The organism is Neobacillus sp. DZ-9 (assembly GCF_059587065.1).
In genome coordinates this window covers 57,557-78,093 of record NZ_JCAIOL010000005.1, presented here as the reverse complement: position 1 = coordinate 78,093, position 20,537 = coordinate 57,557, and the positions used below count along the sequence as shown (strand labels likewise).

Sequence of the window (20,537 nt, the reverse complement as noted above, 5' to 3'; positions counted from 1 at the left end):
CTTCCAATCATTATGTGACCAGGCATACCTAAATAAAAAATGCCTTTGTCTCTTTGGGTTTGAAGACAAAAGCATTACTTTGATTAAAATACAATTGTTTTATTTTGATGAACAATAATACGATCTTCAATGTGCCATTTTACGGCACGGGCCAAAACGCTTCGTTCGATAGAGCGGCCAATTTTTTTCAAGGTATCCACATTTGCACGGTGGTCAACGCGGGCAATATCCTGCTCGATAATCGGACCCTCGTCCAAATCATTTGTTACATAATGTGAAGTTGCTCCAATTAATTTTACTCCGCGTCCATATGCTCGTTCATATGGTCTTGCCCCAATGAAGGCAGGTAAGAAAGAATGGTGAATGTTGATTATTTTATTTGGATTGGCGGCCACAAAATTCGGTGTTAAAATTTGCATATAACGTGCTAAAACGATTAAATCGACATCATACTCCTTTAGCAGCTGAAGCTGCTTTTCTTCGACCTGTTCACGAATTTCTTTATTGGCCGGAATATAGTGGAATGGTATCTTTAAACCCTCAACCACTTCTCTTGCCTCTTCATGGTTACTGATAACGACGGCAATCTCTGTCATTAAATCGCCGCTTTGCCATTCCCATATAAGCTCCTGTAGACAGTGCAATTCCTTTGATACAAAAATCGCCACTTTCTTCACTTTATAAACCGGAGTTAACCTCCAGTCCATTGAAAACTTTTTCGCGATATCGGTAAACTCCTGTTCCATACTGGCAGCTTTTTCTTTTAACCCTGGGCATTCAAACTCAATTCGAATGAAAAATATGCCGCCCTCTGGATTGGTTGAGTATTGACTCGACTCAAGGATATTGGCATTATGCGAAAATAAAAATTGCGAGATGGTGGAAACAATTCCCGGCTGATCTGGACAGCTGACTAACAATCGTCCACGATTTTGCTTCAAATGTTTAAATTGTTCAATTTGATCTTTAAAAGTAGTGTTCATGATAAAAGACCTTTCCGATTAATTAATGAAAATCATTATACCCTAGGTGAACTTTAATGTTAAGAATTTTCTTAAAAAATTATTCCTAGTTTACATAATAATATTATGTAAAACCATCACAGGAACTAATACCATAAAAAAACATATGCTCCTAATGAAGCATATGTTTTCCAAGCTTATTCCTGCATTTTGAATCTTACTTTTTGACGTCGTTTTCCTTCCATTTCATCCTCGGATTGTCGGTCATTTTTTATAAAAAAGGAAAGGATAAGCGCGAGTAATGTAAGAATTGACACGACCATGAAAGCTATATTGGCACCATACATATCGGGATAAGTAATTTCTGGTCGCTGCTTCGCTGTTTCCGCCGTTGTGGTCATAACGGTGACAAGGATTGCTGTCCCGACTGAAGCAGCAATCATTTTCATCGTATTATCCATTGCCGCCCCATGGGGAATTAACCGCTTTGGCAATTGATTTAATGCAGCCGTTGCCACCGGCATCATTGTCATCGAAAGACCCAACATTCTGATACTATATAAAATCGTAATGTAGGCCATCGATGTAGTTGGGCCTAGGTTAGTAAACGCAAATGAAGAAGCAGTCATAATAGTTAGACCGATTATCACCAGCCATCTTGCCCCAATTTTATCAAACACTCTCCCAATAATAGGGGCCATCAGTCCACTGACTAGTGCACCTGGTAACAGGGCCAGACCTGCATCGAAGGCAGAAAAATCCCTCATATTCTGCATAAACAACGGAATAATGGTTTCAGCACCAATTAACCCCATAAAGCCAATCATTCCTATGATAATTGCAAATGGGAAAATAGAATACTTAAATACACCAAATTCAAGCATTGGGTGCTTCAATCGTAACTGTCTTGAGATAAACAAAATTAGAGCAACTCCGCCCATACCCAATGAAATTAATGTAATAGTGTTTGACCAGCCATTATTTCCTGCACTAGTAAACCCATATAGGAGTCCGCCGAATCCAAATGAAGACAAAATAATCGAAATCACATCGACCTTTGGTTTAGAAATCTCGGTTACATTTTTTAAAGCAAAAAATGCGACAACAATATCTAATAGCGCAATTGGCAAAATGATAAAAAACAAAATCCTCCATGAGAAATGGGAGGTTACCCACCCTGATAATGCCGGACCAATGGCCGGAGCAAAGGAAATGACCAGTCCGACCAATCCCATAGCTGAACCCCGTTTATTTACAGGGAAAATCATTAAAAATACCGTTTGCATCAAGGGAAGCATGACACCCGCTCCCATCGACTGGATGACCCTTCCAAGTAATAGAAATTCAAAATTTGGAGCAAACCCGCCTACAAGAGTCCCAAAAGCAAATATGCTCATTGCTGAAATAAACAGTTGTCTGGTTGTAAACCTTTCTAATAAAAAGGCACTAATGGGAATCATAATTCCGTTTACCAACATAAAAACCGTTGTAAGCCATTGTGCGCTGTTAGCGGTTACGTTCATTTCATCCATAATCGGAGGAATTGCTGTAATCATTAATGTCTGATTTAATATCGCAATGAAAGTTCCTGCAAGTAAAAGCGCCACAATCGTGGAATGCTTATTTTCCGATATCACCATACATCCATCCCCCTATTTTTAAGGCTCTGTTAAACTTTGTTGTTGATTTGCGCTCCAGGCGCTTCGCTTTCCGCGGGCGTGCCGGGGAGCCTCCTCGGCGCTTTAGCGCCTGCGGGGTCTCCCCTGCCCCGTACTCCCGCAGGAGTCTTCGCGCCTTCCGCTCCAATCAACAGTGTTAAAAATCAACAATGCCCTTTAACAGAGCCATTTTTAAAATATACTTTTATAGATTAACGGATTTCCCCTTTTAGTTCCAATTTATTGCCTTCTTTTCCACGAATAACTTTAATAAAAAAACAGCATGATATTAAAGGCTTCCTTCATACCATTGGAGCAAGCTAAATAGCAAACGTACATAATGAAAGGGGACACAATCACTATGACAAATCGTAATAATAATCGAAAGCAGCCGCACACGGGTGGGAGCGATACCGAATTTGGATCCGAGTCAGGTCTAAGTAAGAAAGCTCGGAAAAAAGCAGCAAGAGAAAACAAAAAAAACCAATAATGAAAAAGGGTAACCCTATTAAATTTAATAGGGTTACCCTTTTTCATTGTGATTTTTTAGGATAAAACTGAATTTGCTTTGTTCATTAATTGCGTCTCTTGTAGCGTTGGATCGATTGTTTCTTGATTGCCAACCAGCATTAAATGCTCTTCAGGGTTCGTTGAAACCATAATCACACCATTTTTAATTACGGAATTGCTTCCTATGACGGCATTTTCGATCCATACATTTTCTTCAACAATTGCACCTGGTAAAATAACAGAGTTTTTTATAGAAGCACCTTTTGCTATCTTTACTCCGCTAAATATTACAGACTTTTCAATGCTCCCTGACAGTTCACAACCCTCGCTTAATATACTGTGGTACACCTTGGCACTTTCGGCCAAAAATAATGGTGGAACATTTTTTCAACTGTATGGATTTTCCATTCCGGATTTTTCAAAAAAATGTTATTTTCCTTATTTAAAAGATCTAAGTTAGCTTGCCAATAACTATGGACAGTACCTACATCCTTCCAATAGTTATTAAATTGGTAAACATACAGCTGCAACCCATCAGTCAGCATCATTGGTATAATATCCTTGCCAAAATCCCTAAAAGAGTATTCTTTTTTCTCATCCTGAATTAAATATTCCTTTAATATCGGCCAATTAAAAATATAAATTCCCATCGATGCTAAATTCGAAGTTGGATTTGCTGGTTTTTCCTCAAAACCCCTAATTTTATTTGTTGACTTAGTGATTTTGGTTATGCCGAACCGGCTTGCCTCTTTCCATGGAACCTCGACAACAGCTATGGTACAATCCGCTTCAGTTTCAATATGCTGCTCTAGCATGATTGAGTAATCCATTTTATAGACTTGGTCAGCAGAAAGAATTAGAACATAATCCGGGTTATATTGGTCAATAAATTCAATATTTTGAAAGACGGCATGAGAAGTGCCTCCATACCATTCAATTCCAGTATCATTCCGTTGATATGGCGGAAGTATTGTTAAACCGCCATCCCGATTATATAAGTTCCATAGCTGACTGTTCCCTAAGTGAAAATGCAGGGCCAGCGGACGATATTGTGTTAAAATTCCTATTGTTTCAATTCCTGAATTTTTACAATTACTTAAACTGAAATCAATTATCCGGTATTTTCCGCCAAATGGTACTGCTGGTTTGAAATATTATTTGTTAGCTGCCCTAATCTCGTCCCCCTTCCTCCTGCCAATAGCATCGCAATCCACTTTTTCTTTTCCATTTCCCTCCACCTCTTGTTTATTTCATTTTCTATCTACTTCTATTATCTCCGAATTTTTCCATTATCCCGAAAGACTTGTTACAGCATTGTGAATACTGACAGATTTTTCATCGACACATTTGGGGTCCAAAACACTAGAATTGACTAATAATGTCGGATTTTTTGTATAACGGCTCTCTGACAAACACTCTAAACGAAAAAAATATTTTAAAATAACATTAAAAACCCCAGCCGCTAACGGAACTGGAGCTGTTCATTATATATATACCACTACTTACCCATAATAAAATCGATACCAATAATGACAATGGACATGACAAAAAATACAGAATTTACGACTAATCCAATGGGTTCATATACTTCATCCTGAAATTGGTCTGGTTCTTGATCGTCCATTATTGTCACCTCCAATCCATGCAACGTTGTAAAAACATTATATGAAGATGATAATTTTTCGTATAGGACAACCATATAATTCTTTTAAAAATCCAAATTTATTTTTAATAACCTCGTTTACAATCAACTTTATTATGCAATGGCTTATTTTCTTCGAGCTTTTTTAACGTTTCAAGAAAACATGCAACGCCTTCGTCAGGTGTGGTAACCGCCGATATATGGGGTGTGATATAAACTCGTGGATGATTCCATAGAGGGTTATCCTTCGGGAGCGGCTCTTGTACGAAGACATCAAGAACTGCGAAGCTGACATGGTTATCATCTATTGCTTTAAGTAGCGCCTCCTCATGAATTGATGCCCCTCTCCCTACATTTATAAAACCCGCATTGGATAATTGTTTAAAAATAGGTTCATCAAAGAAAGCGACCGTTTGTTCTGTCAAAGGAAGAGTATTGATGATATAATTCGTCTCCCTAAGATTTGAAAAATGAGAATCGACTGTCAGGACTTCTTTGAAATCTTCTTTAGCTCTTCCACTTAAGGAAACGCCATATACTTCCATACCTAATCCAGATAATACTTTCGCTGTCGTCTGACCAATCTCACCTGTTCCAAAGATAATGACTTTTTGTTCTTTTAATAATTTCGGAGTCTTTGGCAGCCACTTTTTTTGCTGTTTTAATCCATGAAATTCATCGTGAAACTGCAAATCTTTTAGAATATAGCTCAAACAATATTCTGCAATTCTTTGTCCAAATGAACAAATCGTCCTAGTTAACAATACCTCTTCATTCCAGTCTTTTTGATATAAAAAACGGTCGACCCCCGCTCCAAGGGAGTGGACCCATTTTACATGACTGTAATCATATTCCGATTTTAAATTAAAAGTTACTAAGGCATCCGCCCAGCCTAAATCCTCCTGTGACATCTCTTCTTCGGATTTAAAAAGAAAATTATTATGTAGTTTTTCTTTTTCTATTAACGCCTTCAGCTCTTTAAACATTGGGCTGACGACTAGTATATTGTTTATATTCATTTTCGCACCCCTTTTTTTGTATTGTACCATTATTTTATTTAAAACTTTACAATCTACTGCCGATTAATCTGATATAGTAATGTTAAGAAACGGTAGAAAGGAACATATTGAACTATGAAATGTTTATCCATAGATCTAGATGGTACTTTGTTAAACTCTGAGCAGGAAATTTCTAATGAAAATGTGGAAACCTTAAACGAATTGCTGCAACAGGGACACTGCGTCATATTAAACACTGGCCGGGCATATGCTGATGTCATCAAATTGAAAGCCGTGCAAAATATGGAGGTGCCTATTTTTTGCATCAATGGCTCGAATTTATATTCTAGTAAGAGAGAATTGCTTTATGAAGCTACACTTTCGATTTCGGTTTATAAAGAAATATTTTCGATTTTAAAGGAATTAGGCGTAGGAATTCTTGTGTATACGAATTACGGTGGATTCCCTTCCACTCTACCTCCCTTACATGGTAAATCGAGAGATGAACTGGATGTTATTTTTCATGAATTCAATTATGATGAAATTTTGATGAAAGAGAATCTAAAAATCTATAAACTTATCGCGTTAACTCACTTTGATCAATTGGATAAAGTAGAAGCAGTCAAAAAAGCCTTGGTCGATAAATTCGATATTTCGCTGGCCTCCTCATTTCCAAATAATGTGGAAATTACTTCAAGTGAAGCACATAAAGGGAAAGCTTTACTGCGCTACCAAAAAATGATGAATATCTCCTTTGATGAAATTATCGCATTTGGTGATGGCGGCAATGATCTTGCCCAATTTGAAGTAGCTGACACTTCTATAGCGATGGGCAATGCTCCGCTTCATATTCAACAAAAAGCGGATATCATCACAAAAACAAATGATGAAAATGGTTTTGCTTACGCGATTCGTCACCTATTGAAATTGACCAGCCCTGAGGAAGAACCAACTGTTAGCTAAAGAAAAGGCATTCACTTTTTCCTTGGAGTGAATGCCTTTTTCACGCAATATTTTTAACATTCCTCTACCGTTGCAATATACGGTAAATTTCGATACATTTGGGCGTAGTCGATTCCATAGCCGACAATGAATTCATCCGGTATGACAAAACCAACATAATCGACAGGCAGTTCAACCCTTCTTCGTTCAGGCTTGTCTAGAAGAGTACAAATCTTGATTTTATTAGGTTTATGGGATTTCAAATGTTCATTGAGGAATTTGAGAGTGAGCCCGCTATCAATGATATCCTCTATCACTACGACATTCTGATTGGTAATATTCGCATCCAGATCCTTCAAAAGCCTTACTTTCCCGGTAGTTTCTGTATCATCGCCGTAGCTGGAAACCGAGATAAAATCGACTTTAATATCCCCCTTCATTTCACGGATTAGGTCTGCCGCGAAGACAAATGAACCTTTCAAAACGATGATTAAGATAATGGGTTCATGGTTAAAATCTGCTTCTATTTTCTCTGCAAGTTTCTTTACTCTTTGTTTAATATCTGATTCTGAAATCATCGTATTTTTTATTTTATAGGCCACTTTTCCAACAAATCCTTTCCAAATTGTTAAAAGTCACTAATCCATACTGTCCTCATATTTATAGGCATTAAAATGAAGCACTTCCACTTTTACATCAATGTTCGCTAAAGAGTCATGATCTAAATAAAAGTTTTTGTTTCTTAGTAATTTCTGATAATTTTTCGGATGCTTTCGAAACCATTTATCTCCTGTATTTAATAGATCCAGCCTATTATCGACTCCCTTATTATATAGGACAATCACCTTCTTTTTAATTTCTTTTTGAATCAAATTCTGTAATTTCTCTATGGGAATATCTTTTATTTTTTCGAGTAAATCTGCGTGGACAAAAATTTCAATTGAAAACTTGGGAGTTTTTGCACCTTTTTTATATTTTATCTTCATTTTAGGAGAGTCTAGTTTTAGTGCTGCAACAAGTTCACCATTGTCAACTACTTTTTGAGATATCGATACTTTCTTTTCTAACAACCAATTAATATTAATGGCATCATTGAAATTAACGTCTCTTATAAAATTTTGCTGTTGAAAAACTGAGTAACCGGAGAAATATAAGATTGGATATTTTTTGCCCGCCTTCCAGCTCTCTTTATCAATTTTAACCAACGGAATCTTAGCTGTGCCCATAGGCTCATAATAATCCCTCAAAAAATTCATTAGCGTCATAGGCTTTAAGGAATCCTGATACAAATTACTCCCATCTTTTTTATAAATAACCGTGTAAACAGCTGGATAATCAAACAACGCTTTCGTATTAAATACCTCTTCAAGTTTTTCTTTTGTTGCTACCAGTCTTAATGTGTGGCGAAGTGAGCGATTTCTTCCCATTTCCTTTATTACTTCTTTGAATTTTTCCGTTACAATCCTTTTGCTTAGTACAAGTGTGACAGTATGTCCAAAAAATAACAAGGGCTCCGACTTCTTATAAAGCTTGCTGACGGCTAAATTAAGGGTTTCTCCTTTTGCAGATGCAACAAAAATCGGGATTGGTTCCGTAGGTCTTCCCCCCTCCATTTTTGCCACGCTCGCAAAATTCAATGCTTGGAGATAGGCTGTATATTCATTCTTTTCTTTATCATAATCCATTCCAAAACCCACAATGTAGGTTATATCTTGAATATTTTTCAAACCTGAACAACCGGAAAGTAGCAAACAACTAATTAATAATGAAACTATCCATTTCCTAATCATGTTTGATTTCCGCCTCTAGTAGGATCATCCGCACTGGTTGTGGAGGTTCTCGATTTATAAAATTGTCGAGGCGCCATAAAGAATGATTTTATCATTTCTTTTAACTTTATCGGTGCAAGTGAACCAAGGTACGGTTCACCAAAAGAGGAGATGGTTGAAAAATAAAAAACAGTCATGATTAATCCAACTATCACTCCAAATAACCCAAAAAAAGTACTTAAAAGGATGATAAAGAATCTTAAAATGGTAACTGCCGAACTTAAAAATTGATTAACCAATGTAAAGGACGAAATGTAGGTTATCGCAGCCACCACCAGCATGGTCGGAGATGTTAAGCCGGCTCTTATTGCAGCATCACCTACGATTAAACCCCCTAAAACAGCAACGGTTTGACCAATCGCTCTAGGAAGACGAACTCCTGCTTCATTAAACAGCTCAAACAAAAATAGAACAATAAACATCTCAATAGGTGATGATAAAGGTAATCCAAACCGTGAAACTGAAATTGTTGCAACTAATAAATACGGTATCTGCTCGATATTGTAGGCTGTAAAGGCTATCCATAATCCAGGTAAAAAACCTGATATGATTAACCCTAACATTCTAAGGATTCTTTCGATTGTTACATAAGCATAATTAATATAGGAGTCTTCAGGTGACTTCGTCTGCAACAATATATTAACTGGTGCATAAGAAACAGTTGGATTTCCATCAACGATGAGCGCAAATCGTCCTTGATTCAACGCTTGTACAATAAAATCCGGCCTCCCAGAGTAATCCATACTAGGAAAAAAAGATAAGGGTCTATCACGTACAGATGATTCAAGTTCGTAAATACTTGTCAAAATATCAAGGTTTACCTTTTCCAATCTCTTATGGATTTCATCGAGCACTCTTTGATCAATTAAATCTTCCATATACATAAGAATTACTTTTGTTCTGCTTCTTTTGCCAATAATATATTTCTCCATACATAATGAAGGCGTATGCAGCCTTCGCCGAATTAAGGAGATATTGGTCCAAATATCCTCTACAAAACCATCCTTTGGACCTCTAATAGACGTTTCCAATGCTGATTCTTCTGGTGAACGCTTTGGAAAGAAACAGGCGTTTATACATATGAGCGAACTTCTAAATACCAATAAAATGTTTCCGTCAAAAAGCAAACTAGATATTTCACCTAAGGATTTGTCCGAAACATCAAGAGCTTGAAAGAACGATTTGAGTTTATCTATGATAGAACTATCATTAAGTACCCCTAGCCTGGGTAAGATATACTGGTCTAAATAATGTCTATCAATTATGCTTTCAAAATAAATAATCTCAAAAGTTTCCCTTTCTGTATGATGCTCTCTAAATAATAGGTCATGACTTCTGTTAAATTGTAATTTAAGTTCTGCAACTCTTTCCTGTATATTCCCTTTACGAAGGTGATCCGATATCTTTGTTCTTTCCAAGCCGTTCATCTCTTTTCTTTAGTACTGCTAGAATTAACGCTGATAGTAGGATTTGCATAAGGAAAAACCCCATACTGACTGGCAAAAAGTATTCGTAAACGGCCATATTAAAATAATAAGCTTCTACTTTTATAGTCATCAAACCGAATAAAAAAATATACATAATCCCAACAAGCTTTAAGTTTAGCTTGTAATGTTTCTTTTTAGTGGTAAAAAAGGTGCCTAAAAGGTACATTAACAAACCAACTCTAATCAACCCACCGCAGAGCCATTGATATAGTGCAAAGAAATCCAAATGTGAAATATATTCCCCAATGCTTAATACCCGCCACTGCTCATATGCAGGATAACGGAAGTTTATTGCTTCCGTTGCGCCAAACTCCATGATTGCTGCTGAAAGAGGCCCTAGGATTAATCCTGCTAGGATCGTCAAAAGGATAAACAAATGTTTAAATTTAATAGGTTCTTGTGAAAATGGCTGCAGCAGAATGACAATGTAGATTTCAAGGAGACCCGACAGCACATAGATCAGCCCTTTCATAACTGGGGAATATCCCGCAGCAAATACAGGAAATAAAAATTTCGGGTCTTTTAAGTGGAGGTTCGTAAACGCAATAAAAAATCCCAGAATCATGACAATCGGAAGTAAAAAACCGCTGGAAATTGCCATTGACTTTACTCCGGCTAGTGTAATGATAAAACAGACAAAAACAAGAATAATATTTACCATAAAAATGGAATATTCTGCAAGAAAGTATGCTTTAAGCCATATCATTAAGTCTCTCAAAGTTACATAAGAGCTTGTTAGTAAAAATAGCATGACGGGTATTGAAAATAGAATAGAAAAAGTCTTTCCGATTCGCTGCCGAATCATTGTGAAAAAGCCTTCATTTGGGCAATTTTTAACAATAAAATAAATAAGCCAGAGAAAGATAAGCGCAATTAGATAACCAATAATGACACTTATCCAGCTGTCCCTGCCTGCAGCGGTAAGCAAATTCGGAATAAGCACGACATGATTAAGTAATCCTGTCGAAAGAAGTAAAAGCAGGAATAACTGTCTAGGAAGTAATATTTTCATTAAGTTTTGCAAATTCATCACCGGTTTTTCTCATTTTATCTATTATGTTTTCTTGTCATATAAAAATTATCCATTTTCCTTGAAACAATGGGAAATTTCTGTTATATTACAATAAATTAAATATTTTCTTACTTCAAACCTTTTGAAGTGAGGATAGAGGCGCAAAGACCATTAGTACACAATTAGAGGATAATGAGGTCCATAGACAATTGTGGAAAGGGGAATTTGCCGAAGCTTCAAAGAATCTCATTGGACTTGAAGCTGGTTCTGCTATTGAAGAAATACAGAACTGTCATATAGGAATCTATATGGAGGGCTATCTCACGCATAGGAACTTGTTATTATTTACGTTTCTATTGCAGCATCGAGATTCCCTTGGTGCTGCTTTTTTGCGTCGGCCTTACCCCTCAAATTTTTTTTAAAATTTATATAAAGGGTGAGTATGATGAATTTTGGCCAACTTTTAACAGCTATGGTTACGCCATTTGATCAAAATGGTGAGGTAGATTATAACGCAACGAAAAATCTAGTAAATTACTTGATTGCTAATGGAACTGATGGATTAGTTGTTTCTGGGACAACTGGGGAATCCCCTACTTTAACTACCGAAGAGAAAGTTGAATTATTTAAGTTTGTGGTTCGTGTGACTGATGGAAGAGTTCCAGTTATTGCAGGAACAGGATCGAATAACACAAGAGCTTCAATCAGCTTGACAAAGCTGGCGGATGAAGCAGGTGTTGACGGCATCATGCTTGTTGCACCATATTATAACAAACCTTCTCAAGAAGGGATGTATCAACACTTTAAAGCGATTGCCGAATCTACTTCGTTGCCTGTTATGCTTTACAATATTCCTGGTCGATGTGTTGTCAATATGTCTGTTGAGACAATCGTTCGTCTTTCAGCCATTAAAAACATTGTCGCCGTTAAAGAAGCAAGCGGCAACTTAGATGCGATTGCCGAAATTATCAGCCGAACACCTAATGATTTTACCTTATACAGCGGTGACGATGGCTTAACTTTACCGGTGTTAGCTATCGGGGGCGCAGGCGTGGTTTCTGTTGCTTCCCATATTATCGGTAATGAAATGCAAGCCATGATTAATTGCTTTAAAAATGGTGCCCTTCCGGAGGCAGCTGAGGCACATCGTAATCTTCTTCCGATTATGAAAGCTTTATTTGCTGCACCAAACCCAACCCCAGTAAAAACGGCCTTAAATATGAATGGAATCCATGTTGGCGGGGTTCGGTTGCCGTTGGTGCCATTAAGTGAAGATGAAATGAGCGCCTTACGAAGCGTTTTGCCGGGTTCAATACTAAAAGTATAGAAATACAGAAAAATTGGCTGCCCTTTTAGTGGGCAGCCTGATTTCATTATGGTATTAATAAAATTTTTCCTGTGCTTCTGCGGCTTTCTAAGAAACGGTGAGCCTCTTGCCCATCACTCAATTCAAATGTCCTTGGTTCTGAAACCTTTAATTTTCCTTCCTCCATCCAGCGGAAAAGTTCATTCGAGCGATTTACCCTCTCCTTATGGGACTTTAGGACATTCCATAAATCTCCGCCCGTCAGGGTTTTTGATGTATCCATCAGCATTCGTGGGTCAACCGGAGCTGGGTCACCTCCTGCCATTCCATAAAAAACAACTGTACCTCCAATTCGAGTTGCAGCAAAGCTGTCTTGGAGTGTAGAACCGACAGATTCATAGACAACATCCACACCTCTGCCCTCAGTTTTCTCGAGAACCTTCGTTTTCCAATCATCACTGTAAAGAAAAACAATATCCGCACCTGCCTCTTTGGCAGCTTCAGCTTTTTCCGGTGATGAAGTTAAGCCAATTACCTTGCCTCCTAGCAGTTTAACAATTTGCACAAGAAGCTGCCCAACTCCGCCTGCTGCCGCATGGACAAGGACAAAATCATTCTTTTTTACCGCATAGCTGTCACGAGTTAAATAGTGGGCCGTTAAACCCTGAAGCAACACCGATGCTGCCATATTAAACGAAATCGTTTCCGGCAATGGAATCGCTTTGTCTTTAGGTACGGCAACAAGCTCGGCATTCGCATAGGGAACATCGGCAAAAGCAATTCGCTCCCCAATGTTAATCCCCTGGACATTTTCACCCATCCTTTCAACTACTCCCGCACCTTCATAACCTAAAATGTATGGGGGTTTACCAGATAGATGATAGTTTCCTTTTCTTCTGTAAATATCAGCAAAGTTTAATCCGATCGCTTTCATCCTTATAAGTATTTCATCAGGACCAAGGACAGGATCATCGATTTCAGTATATTCGAGTACCTCAGGCCCGCCAAATGTATTAAATATTAATGCTTTCATTAATAATCCCCTACTTTATAAATTTTTTAATTACTTTTTATATTTAATAGAAACGAAGGAGGAATTGCAAATAACTATTTCTCTAAATTGGTTAAATAGGTTGCTTTATTTTAAAAAAAACGGCAATATTAAAGTACTTCAAAAAGAAATAGCAGGTGATTATTATCTTAGAAATTAAAAAATCTCCCTTAAGCGATGGAGAATTCAATCGAGGGGTATTTGCGACGGTTGATATCGCAAAAGGAACACTTATTCATGAAGCTCCAGTCATTTCCTATCCCAATAGGGAACATGTTCATATTGAAAAAACATTACTGGCTGATTATGCGTTTGAGTATGGCAAAAACCATACTGCCATCCTATTAGGATATGGCATGCTGTTTAACCATTCCTATACTCCAAATGCCACCTATGATATCAACTTTCAGAACCATACGTTTGATTTCTATGCCTACAAAGATATAAAAGCCGGAGAAGAGGTCTTAATCAACTATAATGGTGATGTGGACGACCAAGAACTACTTTGGTTCGATAAAGAAAAAGAAGAAAACAAGTAACTTCCCTACTCAATTTGAGTGGGGTTTTTTTATGCAAAATAAAAAATTCAGAAAAGTATTTACAAATGATTCATAAAACTCTATAATTCACATATATTTACTCGGATATTGTTGAAGAAGGAGTGATAACCATGACATTGGGTATTGCATTAATGGGATTATTGGTTGGTTTTTTAGTCGGATTAACAGGTGTCGGGGGTGCTGCACTGATCACTCCTGTTTTGATTATGGTTGGTATTCAACCTTCTATTGCCGTTGGTACGGATTTAGTTTATAACGCCGTTACGAAATTGTTTGGAGTGGCACAGCACTGGAGACAAAAAACAATAAATTTCAAATTAATGTTATATCTGGCAATAGGGAGTATTCCTAGTGCTGTGATAGCGATCTCCATTCTAAGATATTTTGAATCTGCCTATCATAATCAGGAACATATTATTAAACATGCACTTGGATACGTCCTAATATTAGTAGCGACAGCAATCCTGATTAAGACCTTTTTTGATAAAAAAATCAGGCCCAACCGCTGGCAGTTAAAACCCATTGAAGAAAAACGCGGATTAACGATATTAATTGGTGCCGTATTTGGGTTTATTGTCGGCTTTACTTCTATAGGATCAGGCTCTTTATTTGCCCTTGCGATGATGTTTCTTTATCGATTGAAAGGAACTGAATTAGTTGGTACAGATATCGCTCATGCCTTTTTATTAGTTACGGTGGCTGGACTGCTTCATGCAAATGCAGGTAGTGTAAACTATACGCTGGTCGGGAATCTTCTAATCGGGTCCATTCCTGGTGTTCTAGTGGGAAGTACCTTATCTTCAAAAGTCCCGACTAAACCACTGCGAACGCTTATCTCTACGGTTATTATTATTAGTGCAATTAAGTTGATTTCATAACCATTAGTGATTTTTTCACTAGTGGTTTTTTTGTTTTGACTGTATTTTTATTTTAACGCGGCCATTTGTGATATATACTAACATGTAACAGACTTTGTTACGGGAGTATGTAGAAATAGTTGTTAAAGGAAGGCGAACTATATGTCACTCAGTAGTCGATTTGCTGTTGGAATCCACATTTTAACTCTTTTAGAAATAAACAAAAATGGTGTAAATTCTCCGAATTTATCGCAAGCAGTGTTAATACCAATCCAGTTGTTATTAGAAAAATCATGGGAATGCTGAAAAACGCCGGCTTAGTTAAAGTACGTCCAGGAATAGCAGGTGCAGTGCCAGCACAAGAGTTATCTGAAATATCATTGCTTGATGTTTATAAAGCCGTCAATATTGTTCAAGATCAAGAATTATTTGGGATGCATGACAATCCGAATCCAGATTGTCCTGTAGGAAGAAATATTCAGGAAACCATTACTCCCCTTTTTTCGGTAGCTCAACTGGCTTTAGAAAAAGCTTTGGGTAATGTGACAATACAGGATGTCGTCATGGGAATTATAGAAAAAGAACAAATTAAATAACAAAGGCATTTAAGGAAGTGTAAAAAATGAAATCAAAAAACGGTAAGATATTGGTTGGGTTGTCTATTGCTGCCTTTTTAGGGCCGTTTACTCAGACCATTTATACTCCGAGCCTTGCGGAGGTGGGACATTATTATCAAGCGAGTCAGTTCATGGTCAATTTGACAATCTCCCTTTATACCTTTGTTATGGCTGGTAATCAATTTTTGGTTGGTCCTTTGTCGGATACTCGCGGCCGAAAGGCAACTCTCATGCCGGGGCTACTCATCTTTATGGCCGGTTCGCTAATTTGCTTCCTAGCGCAAAATTATTATTTATTCCTCTTTGGAAGAGCACTTCAGGCTTTTGGCATCACCACCGGCTCAGTAGTAGCGGCAGCTGTTATCGGAGACATTTATCCTCCTTCTGAACGTGGCAAGGCAATGAGTGTGTACCAGACGATGGTGTTTCTCGGACCCGTTCTTGGCCCTGTTGTTGGGAGCTTTATTGCTGCTTATGCGGAATGGCACTCGGCATTTGCACTTCTTGCAGCTGGAGCGCTATTCGCGTACATATACAATCGGTTTACCTTGAAAGAAACGCTCCCGAAAGATACTGCACCGAAGAAAATCACATTTCAAACCTTTATGGGAATCGTGACAAACCGTGCTGCTTTTTCCATTTTGCTGCTCGGTTTCACTCAGTTCTACGGCTATTATATTTTTCTCGTGTTTATCCCAGGTTTGCTTGATGAGCTATTTTCTGTTCCTTTGGTATGGAAAGGGCTGTTTTTTATGCCGCTAACAGCTGGAATTGTGATAGGGACGTTAATTGGCGGAAGGCTTCAAACTTATTTGAAACATACAGCGATTCTCGTATATACGGCATATGGGACCGGATTAGTGGTTTCAATTTTCTGGGCATTTCTTTATTGGAATCTCATCACAATTCCCACCTTAATCGTATTTTTACTGGGCTTTGGCGTATTGCTTGGCATAAGCCTCCCTTCTCAAATAACGTCACTAGTTAATCTATTTTCACATGAAAAAGGAACGGCCATGGGCGTCTATAACTTTATTCGATTTACAGGGGCTGCAATTGGGCCGCTGCTTGGATCATCGCTTTATAAAATCGGCGGAGACAATGCTTTATACATCACCTTGTTCTTGTTCCTTCTTGGCGGAGCCTTGGTGATTCATCTAAACAGCCGGGTACCAGCGGCAAAACTGGGTTAAAAAGAAAATAACGGATTAAAATTCAGTTTTTTTTATTAAAAAGCATCCCCACTCAATGTGGAGATGCTTTTGCTATATTGCACTTTCAGTTTTGTTATTTTGATTATTTAAAAGTTCCAAAAAAATGTTAACAAATCTCTCACAACGTTCAACATCATACGTTTGTGGGGTTAGCTCAACCTTCAAGGTAACAGCTAAATTTGTTTGAACAAAAAGCATATTTTTAAATCGATCAACTGCACCGCAAAAATCGGGATAACCGCTATCTCCTGTGCCGACGATTCCTGTGACCACCCTCTTAACATCTAGGGCTTCAAAAGCATGATAAAAATCCAGCATTTCAGGAGGAATTTCTCCACTCCCCCAAGTATAGGTTCCAACCACTATACCATCAAATTTTATGAGATCGAGAAGAGGAAATTGTTCAATTCGATAAAGTAATAATTCTACCTTTTTCATTTGAAATATTTCCTTCATTAAAAAGACTAACTCTTCTGTATTTCCTGTTTTCGAAGTATAAACGATTGCTATTTTCATAGTTCATCGAAACCGTTCGATTGGGTCACTTTCGCATAGGTTCTCGACTTTTGCTCAAAAAAGTCAGATTTTGTACCGTTCATCATCTCATCGCTAAAAACATGAATCCAGGGCATTGGATTTGATCGTTCAGCGAATAAATTATCTAGCCCCATCTGCCGGAGGCGCTTATTTGCCAAGTATTCCGTGTAAAATTCATACTCCTTTAAATCAATCCCTTTTATATCCCGCAAGATGTATGAAGCCCACTCTTTTTCAAGCTCGACCGCTTGTCCAATCGCATGATAAGCATACTCAATGTTTTTAGAATTATTTAAATCTGGATTTTCAGTTAAAAGAATCCGGATAAACTGGGCGATAAAGTAAGCATGCTGCATTTCATCCCTCTGGATATAACTTATCATCGTACTCGTCTTTAGCATTCTTTGCTGACGTGCAAGATGGTAGAAAAAGGCAAAACCAGCATAAAAATAAATTCCTTCTAGGTTAATAGAATTCACAGCTAATTGAAACAGATGCTGCGGAGTTGGTTTCTCTCTAAATAGTTCATACGCGTCTAAAATAAGCTGATTCCGTTTTTGAACGATAGGATCCTTTTTTGCCTGATTAAACCGCGCCTTTTGTTCGGATACAGGCACCAAAGAACTTAAAATATATGAATAAGATTCATTATGAACAGCTTCCTGCTGAGCAATGACGGCAAATATCGCCTTAAAGCTCGAATCTGTCACATAATCCATCACTTGAGTCATAGTGGGTGTTTGCAAGCTGTCTAATGAGGCAAGCTGGGTATTAATACGCAGGAATACATCTTGTTCTGTTGAACTCAGCTGGTCCCATTGTTTAATATCATCCTGCATATTAATCTCCTGTGCCTTCCAAAAATTTGATAATAGGGTCTGATACAAGTCGTACATTTGTGGGTAGGCAATATCATTCCAATTAAGCAGACCAGATGATTTCCCGTTTACGATGCCCGTTGATTTATTTGGAAACTCTGGATTTAGTAGTTTTATTTTTTTTAATGATGAATTCATATTCATTTTTTATCCTCCAATCAGCTATGACAAGCTTCACATTCCTCAATTTCTGTTTGTGAGGTGCTCCTTACGTAATACGTTGTCTTTAGCCCCTGCTTCCAAGCTTCCATGTGGAGATGCAGCAAATCCTTTGCTTTAATATCATGACGCACATAAAGATTAAAGCTAATCGCTTGGTCAATGTGGCGCTGCCGGGCAGCATTTTGTTTAATACTCCAAACTTGGTCCAATTCATGTCTTGCCCGCCGATAATAGTTATAAGTCCGATGATTTAAGTCAGGTGCCGTTACCTTAAATTTAAAGTTCTTCTTTTCCTCTGCATATTCAGCCGAATAAATCGGATCAATCCCATCCGTAGAGCCTCCTATTTTTGCCGTTGAGGAGTTGGGGGCAACGGCCATTAACCAGCCATTTCGTATTCCGTGTCTGGCAACAGCTTTTTTTAATTCCTGCCATTTATCAGATTGATACTTTTTCCGTTCAAAATACTTGCCTGTCTGCCACTCAGATCCACTGAATTGAGAGTACCTCCCCTTCTCTTTTGCTAATTCCATCGAAGCACGGATCGTCAGGTAAGCAATATTCTCGTATAATTCATCCGCAAATTCTACTGCTTCCTCCGACTCCCAATGAATCCCTTTTAACGCAAGCAAATGGTGCCATCCGAACGTACCCAGTCCTATTGCTCTGAATTTTTTATTCGTTATCTGAGCCTGTCCGACAGATATGGTATTTAAATCAATGACGTTATCTAACATTCTGACTTGAATTCTAATTAATCGCTCCAAACCATTCTTCGGAAAAACCTTTGCAAGATTTATAGAGGATAAATTGCAGACAACGAAATCGCCGGGCTTACGCACAATGACGATGTTTCCTTCTTCATCCTGGTATTCTTTGATAACGGCCGTGGCGGACATATTTTGCGTGATTTCTGTACAAAGATTGCTGCAATAGACAGTGGTACGTCCCTTACCAGTCAAATGCTTATTGGGATTTTGCCTGTTTACCTCGTCACGATAAAACATATATGGGGTGCCCGTTTCTAATTGAGCAACCATGATTCGTGCCATTATATCCATTGCCCTGTACGTTTTTCTCGGAAGAAACGGGTTCCTTACGGCCTCGTTATATTTTTCAGTAAAATATTTACTGTCTGATTCATCATAAAAATCTTCTAGTCCCAGCGGATTCCCAGACTCATCTTTCCATCCCATGATTTGCTTTACTTGATGCGGGCAAAAGGTATGCCATTCCCCAATGCTTCTCCCATTCTCGTCTATCTCCTGTAACTTTTTCATAAAAAGATCTGGTACGGTTACGCCAGTGAAAATATCATGCGCTTTACGGCGTTCATCTCCGTTATTTGTTTTCAAGTCAAGAAAGCCATTCATGATATCTTTATGAAATACATCTAAGTAAACTGCAATGGCACCTTGGCGCTGACCTAATTGATCCACACTGACTGCCGTATTATTCACTAACTTAATCCACGGCACAACTCCTGAAGAGTTTCCTTTAAATTTCTTGATATCAGAACCTAGCGCACGGACCTTTCCGTAGTAGATACCAATTCCTCCGCCATCTTTACTTAAACGGGCAGTATCCCAATTATTTAAATAAATGCTATCTAAAGAATCGTCGATTGTATCGATAAAACAAGAGGAAAGCTGTCCGAAACTTTTTCCGGCATTTGCTAAGGTTGGTGTTGCTACAGTCATATATAAATTGCTTAAGGCCCAGTATGCTTCCTTTACAAAATCTAACCGCTTAGACGCATTTTCATTCTTCATAATAGTCATAGCAATAATCATGAACCTCTCCTGCGGCAGTTCAAATACATTTTGCTGATGATCTTTCGCAAGATAACGATCAGCTAGTAAAAATAATCCTATGTAATTAAATAAATAATCTTTGTCCGGATTAATCTCTTTCGCTAATTCAGCAATTTCCACTTTGTTATAAAAGTTTAGTAAGTCACTAGAATAAATCCCGATATCGGTTAATTGTTGAATTAGGCTGTAAAAATCGCCATACTTTAACGAACGGTCATATCCCCGGTTCATAGCTGCTTTTTCATATAATTCATTTAGGTACAAGCTGGCAGCTACAAAGCTCCAATCCGGCTGGTCCATGGCTATTTGATTAACAGCATAGCTGAGTGCCTGCTTGTTTGCTTCTTTTTCCTCTAGTTCCTTAATTTGATTTTTAAGCACCGTAAAATCCAGTTGATATTTTTTGGAAGCTTGTTGGATCGTTTCTAATACATTATTCACTTTGACAGTCATGTCCTCTTCCCCCTAAAAATAAAAAATCCGCTCGGGGAGAATTCGAGC

General features: G+C 37.9%; 19 protein-coding genes, 2 pseudogenes and 1 riboswitch. Of the genes and pseudogenes, 7 read left to right on the top strand and 14 right to left on the bottom strand.

Annotation, left to right across the window (positions count from 1 at the left end; translation table 11 throughout):
- Nucleotides 1–83: 83 nt before the first annotated feature.
- The 3 genes from purU to AC59HZ_RS15290 all read right to left on the bottom strand — a co-directional run bounded on the left by purU (nt 84) and on the right by AC59HZ_RS15290 (nt 2,768).
- Entirely contained in the window at nt 84–983 is a 900-nt protein-coding gene (gene purU / locus AC59HZ_RS15300) for a formyltetrahydrofolate deformylase (RefSeq protein ID WP_496546665.1), read from the bottom strand.
- Nucleotides 984–1,159: 176 nt separating this feature from the next.
- Nucleotides 1,160–2,602 carry an MDR family MFS transporter gene (locus AC59HZ_RS15295; RefSeq protein WP_496546664.1) on the bottom strand — a complete coding sequence of 481 codons (1,443 nt, stop codon included), beginning with the start codon at nt 2,600–2,602 and terminating at the stop codon, nt 1,160–1,162.
- Nucleotides 2,583–2,768 carry a hypothetical protein gene (locus tag AC59HZ_RS15290; RefSeq protein WP_496546663.1) on the bottom strand — a complete coding sequence of 62 codons (186 nt, stop codon included), beginning with the start codon at nt 2,766–2,768 and terminating at the stop codon, nt 2,583–2,585. The genes AC59HZ_RS15295 and AC59HZ_RS15290 overlap by 20 nt, the downstream gene beginning before the upstream one ends.
- 213 nt (nt 2,769–2,981) lie before the next feature.
- On the opposite strand from AC59HZ_RS15290, the gene AC59HZ_RS15285 reads away from it, so the two are divergent.
- Nucleotides 2,982–3,110: a hypothetical protein gene (locus AC59HZ_RS15285; RefSeq protein WP_496546662.1), complete on the top strand. Its 129-nt coding sequence runs from the start codon at nt 2,982–2,984 to the stop codon at nt 3,108–3,110.
- 56 nt (nt 3,111–3,166) lie between these two features.
- Here the strand turns inward: AC59HZ_RS15285 and AC59HZ_RS15280 are convergent.
- The 3 genes and pseudogenes from AC59HZ_RS15280 to AC59HZ_RS15270 form a co-directional block, all read right to left on the bottom strand.
- Nucleotides 3,167–4,358, bottom strand: a pseudogene (locus AC59HZ_RS15280) (glucose-1-phosphate adenylyltransferase).
- 270 nt (nt 4,359–4,628) lie between these two features.
- The gene (locus AC59HZ_RS15275) at nt 4,629–4,754 is read right to left on the bottom strand and encodes a hypothetical protein (protein ID WP_263297743.1); all 126 of its coding nucleotides are present in this window, start codon (nt 4,752–4,754) and stop codon (nt 4,629–4,631) included.
- Nucleotides 4,755–4,858: 104 nt separating this feature from the next.
- Entirely contained in the window at nt 4,859–5,791 is a 933-nt protein-coding gene (locus AC59HZ_RS15270; protein ID WP_496546661.1) for a D-2-hydroxyacid dehydrogenase, read from the bottom strand.
- 114 nt (nt 5,792–5,905) lie between these two features.
- Here AC59HZ_RS15270 and AC59HZ_RS15265 point away from each other — a divergent pair, with 114 nt between their 5' ends.
- Nucleotides 5,906–6,733 carry an HAD family hydrolase gene (locus tag AC59HZ_RS15265; protein ID WP_496546660.1) on the top strand — a complete coding sequence of 276 codons (828 nt, stop codon included), beginning with the start codon at nt 5,906–5,908 and terminating at the stop codon, nt 6,731–6,733.
- 53 nt (nt 6,734–6,786) lie between these two features.
- Here AC59HZ_RS15265 and hpt read toward each other — a convergent pair whose 3' ends face one another.
- From hpt to AC59HZ_RS15245, 4 genes are read right to left on the bottom strand one after another with little or no spacing between them, the layout of a single operon-like run.
- Nucleotides 6,787–7,290, bottom strand: a complete 504-nt coding sequence (gene hpt / locus AC59HZ_RS15260) for a hypoxanthine phosphoribosyltransferase (RefSeq protein WP_496547056.1) — start codon at nt 7,288–7,290, stop codon at nt 6,787–6,789.
- Between the two features lie 60 nt (nt 7,291–7,350).
- Entirely contained in the window at nt 7,351–8,502 is a 1,152-nt protein-coding gene (locus AC59HZ_RS15255) for a Ger(x)C family spore germination protein (RefSeq protein WP_496546659.1), read from the bottom strand.
- Nucleotides 8,499–9,959 (bottom strand): spore germination protein, encoded by a 1,461-nt coding sequence (locus AC59HZ_RS15250; RefSeq protein ID WP_496546658.1) that lies wholly within the window; start codon nt 9,957–9,959, stop codon nt 8,499–8,501. The genes AC59HZ_RS15255 and AC59HZ_RS15250 overlap by 4 nt, the downstream gene beginning before the upstream one ends.
- The gene (locus AC59HZ_RS15245) at nt 9,925–11,058 is read right to left on the bottom strand and encodes a GerAB/ArcD/ProY family transporter (RefSeq protein WP_496547055.1); all 1,134 of its coding nucleotides are present in this window, start codon (nt 11,056–11,058) and stop codon (nt 9,925–9,927) included. Before AC59HZ_RS15245 ends, AC59HZ_RS15250 begins: the two co-directional genes overlap by 35 nt.
- 128 nt (nt 11,059–11,186) lie before the next feature.
- Nucleotides 11,187–11,367: riboswitch (Lysine riboswitch) on the top strand.
- Nucleotides 11,368–11,485: 118 nt separating this feature from the next.
- Here AC59HZ_RS15245 and dapA point away from each other — a divergent pair.
- Nucleotides 11,486–12,367 carry a 4-hydroxy-tetrahydrodipicolinate synthase gene (dapA, locus tag AC59HZ_RS15240; protein ID WP_496547054.1) on the top strand — a complete coding sequence of 294 codons (882 nt, stop codon included), beginning with the start codon at nt 11,486–11,488 and terminating at the stop codon, nt 12,365–12,367.
- 46 nt (nt 12,368–12,413) lie between these two features.
- Here dapA and AC59HZ_RS15235 read toward each other — a convergent pair whose 3' ends face one another.
- Entirely contained in the window at nt 12,414–13,379 is a 966-nt protein-coding gene (locus tag AC59HZ_RS15235; protein WP_496546657.1) for a quinone oxidoreductase family protein, read from the bottom strand.
- 164 nt (nt 13,380–13,543) lie between these two features.
- On the opposite strand from AC59HZ_RS15235, the gene AC59HZ_RS15230 reads away from it, so the two are divergent.
- The 4 genes and pseudogenes from AC59HZ_RS15230 to AC59HZ_RS15215 all read left to right on the top strand — a co-directional run bounded on the left by AC59HZ_RS15230 (nt 13,544) and on the right by AC59HZ_RS15215 (nt 16,624).
- The gene (locus AC59HZ_RS15230; RefSeq protein WP_496547053.1) at nt 13,544–13,936 is read left to right on the top strand and encodes an SET domain-containing protein; all 393 of its coding nucleotides are present in this window, start codon (nt 13,544–13,546) and stop codon (nt 13,934–13,936) included.
- 131 nt (nt 13,937–14,067) lie between these two features.
- Nucleotides 14,068–14,835, top strand: a complete 768-nt coding sequence (locus tag AC59HZ_RS15225; RefSeq protein ID WP_496546656.1) for a sulfite exporter TauE/SafE family protein — start codon at nt 14,068–14,070, stop codon at nt 14,833–14,835.
- 141 nt (nt 14,836–14,976) lie between these two features.
- Nucleotides 14,977–15,410: pseudogene (locus tag AC59HZ_RS15220) on the top strand (Rrf2 family transcriptional regulator).
- Nucleotides 15,411–15,436: 26 nt separating this feature from the next.
- On the top strand, nt 15,437–16,624 hold the full coding sequence (locus tag AC59HZ_RS15215; protein ID WP_496546655.1) for an MFS transporter: 1,188 nt from the start codon (nt 15,437–15,439) through the stop codon (nt 16,622–16,624).
- A 72-nt stretch (nt 16,625–16,696) separates the two neighbouring features.
- On the opposite strand, the gene AC59HZ_RS15210 is transcribed toward AC59HZ_RS15215, so the two are convergent.
- From AC59HZ_RS15210 to AC59HZ_RS15200, 3 genes are read right to left on the bottom strand one after another with little or no spacing between them, the layout of a single operon-like run.
- Entirely contained in the window at nt 16,697–17,161 is a 465-nt protein-coding gene (locus tag AC59HZ_RS15210) for a flavodoxin domain-containing protein (protein ID WP_496546654.1), read from the bottom strand.
- Nucleotides 17,158–18,204 (bottom strand): ribonucleotide-diphosphate reductase subunit beta, encoded by a 1,047-nt coding sequence (locus tag AC59HZ_RS15205; protein ID WP_496546653.1) that lies wholly within the window; start codon nt 18,202–18,204, stop codon nt 17,158–17,160. The genes AC59HZ_RS15210 and AC59HZ_RS15205 overlap by 4 nt, the downstream gene beginning before the upstream one ends.
- Before the next feature lie 14 nt (nt 18,205–18,218).
- Nucleotides 18,219–20,489 (bottom strand): ribonucleoside-diphosphate reductase subunit alpha, encoded by a 2,271-nt coding sequence (locus AC59HZ_RS15200; protein WP_496546652.1) that lies wholly within the window; start codon nt 20,487–20,489, stop codon nt 18,219–18,221.
- Nucleotides 20,490–20,537 lie beyond the last annotated feature (48 nt).

Excerpts from the sequence above, each read along its gene's own strand:
- purU (WP_496546665.1), bottom strand. The coding sequence starts at position 983 with ATGAACACTACTTTTAAAGATCAAATTGAACAATTTAAACATTTGAAG.
- AC59HZ_RS15295 (WP_496546664.1), bottom strand. The coding sequence starts at position 2,602 with ATGGTGATATCGGAAAATAAGCATTCCACGATTGTGGCGCTTTTACTT.
- AC59HZ_RS15285 (WP_496546662.1), top strand. The coding sequence starts at position 2,982 with ATGACAAATCGTAATAATAATCGAAAGCAGCCGCACACGGGTGGGAGC.
- AC59HZ_RS15275 (WP_263297743.1), bottom strand. The coding sequence starts at position 4,754 with ATGGACGATCAAGAACCAGACCAATTTCAGGATGAAGTATATGAACCC.
- AC59HZ_RS15270 (WP_496546661.1), bottom strand. The coding sequence starts at position 5,791 with ATGAATATAAACAATATACTAGTCGTCAGCCCAATGTTTAAAGAGCTG.
- AC59HZ_RS15265 (WP_496546660.1), top strand. The coding sequence starts at position 5,906 with ATGAAATGTTTATCCATAGATCTAGATGGTACTTTGTTAAACTCTGAG.
- hpt (WP_496547056.1), bottom strand. The coding sequence starts at position 7,290 with ATGATTTCAGAATCAGATATTAAACAAAGAGTAAAGAAACTTGCAGAG.
- AC59HZ_RS15255 (WP_496546659.1), bottom strand. The coding sequence starts at position 8,502 with ATGATTAGGAAATGGATAGTTTCATTATTAATTAGTTGTTTGCTACTT.
- AC59HZ_RS15245 (WP_496547055.1), bottom strand. The coding sequence starts at position 11,058 with ATGAATTTGCAAAACTTAATGAAAATATTACTTCCTAGACAGTTATTC.
- dapA (WP_496547054.1), top strand. The coding sequence starts at position 11,486 with ATGAATTTTGGCCAACTTTTAACAGCTATGGTTACGCCATTTGATCAA.
- AC59HZ_RS15235 (WP_496546657.1), bottom strand. The coding sequence starts at position 13,379 with ATGAAAGCATTAATATTTAATACATTTGGCGGGCCTGAGGTACTCGAA.
- AC59HZ_RS15225 (WP_496546656.1), top strand. The coding sequence starts at position 14,068 with ATGACATTGGGTATTGCATTAATGGGATTATTGGTTGGTTTTTTAGTC.
- AC59HZ_RS15215 (WP_496546655.1), top strand. The coding sequence starts at position 15,437 with ATGAAATCAAAAAACGGTAAGATATTGGTTGGGTTGTCTATTGCTGCC.
- AC59HZ_RS15210 (WP_496546654.1), bottom strand. The coding sequence starts at position 17,161 with ATGAAAATAGCAATCGTTTATACTTCGAAAACAGGAAATACAGAAGAG.
- AC59HZ_RS15205 (WP_496546653.1), bottom strand. The coding sequence starts at position 18,204 with ATGAATATGAATTCATCATTAAAAAAAATAAAACTACTAAATCCAGAG.
- AC59HZ_RS15200 (WP_496546652.1), bottom strand. The coding sequence starts at position 20,489 with ATGACTGTCAAAGTGAATAATGTATTAGAAACGATCCAACAAGCTTCC.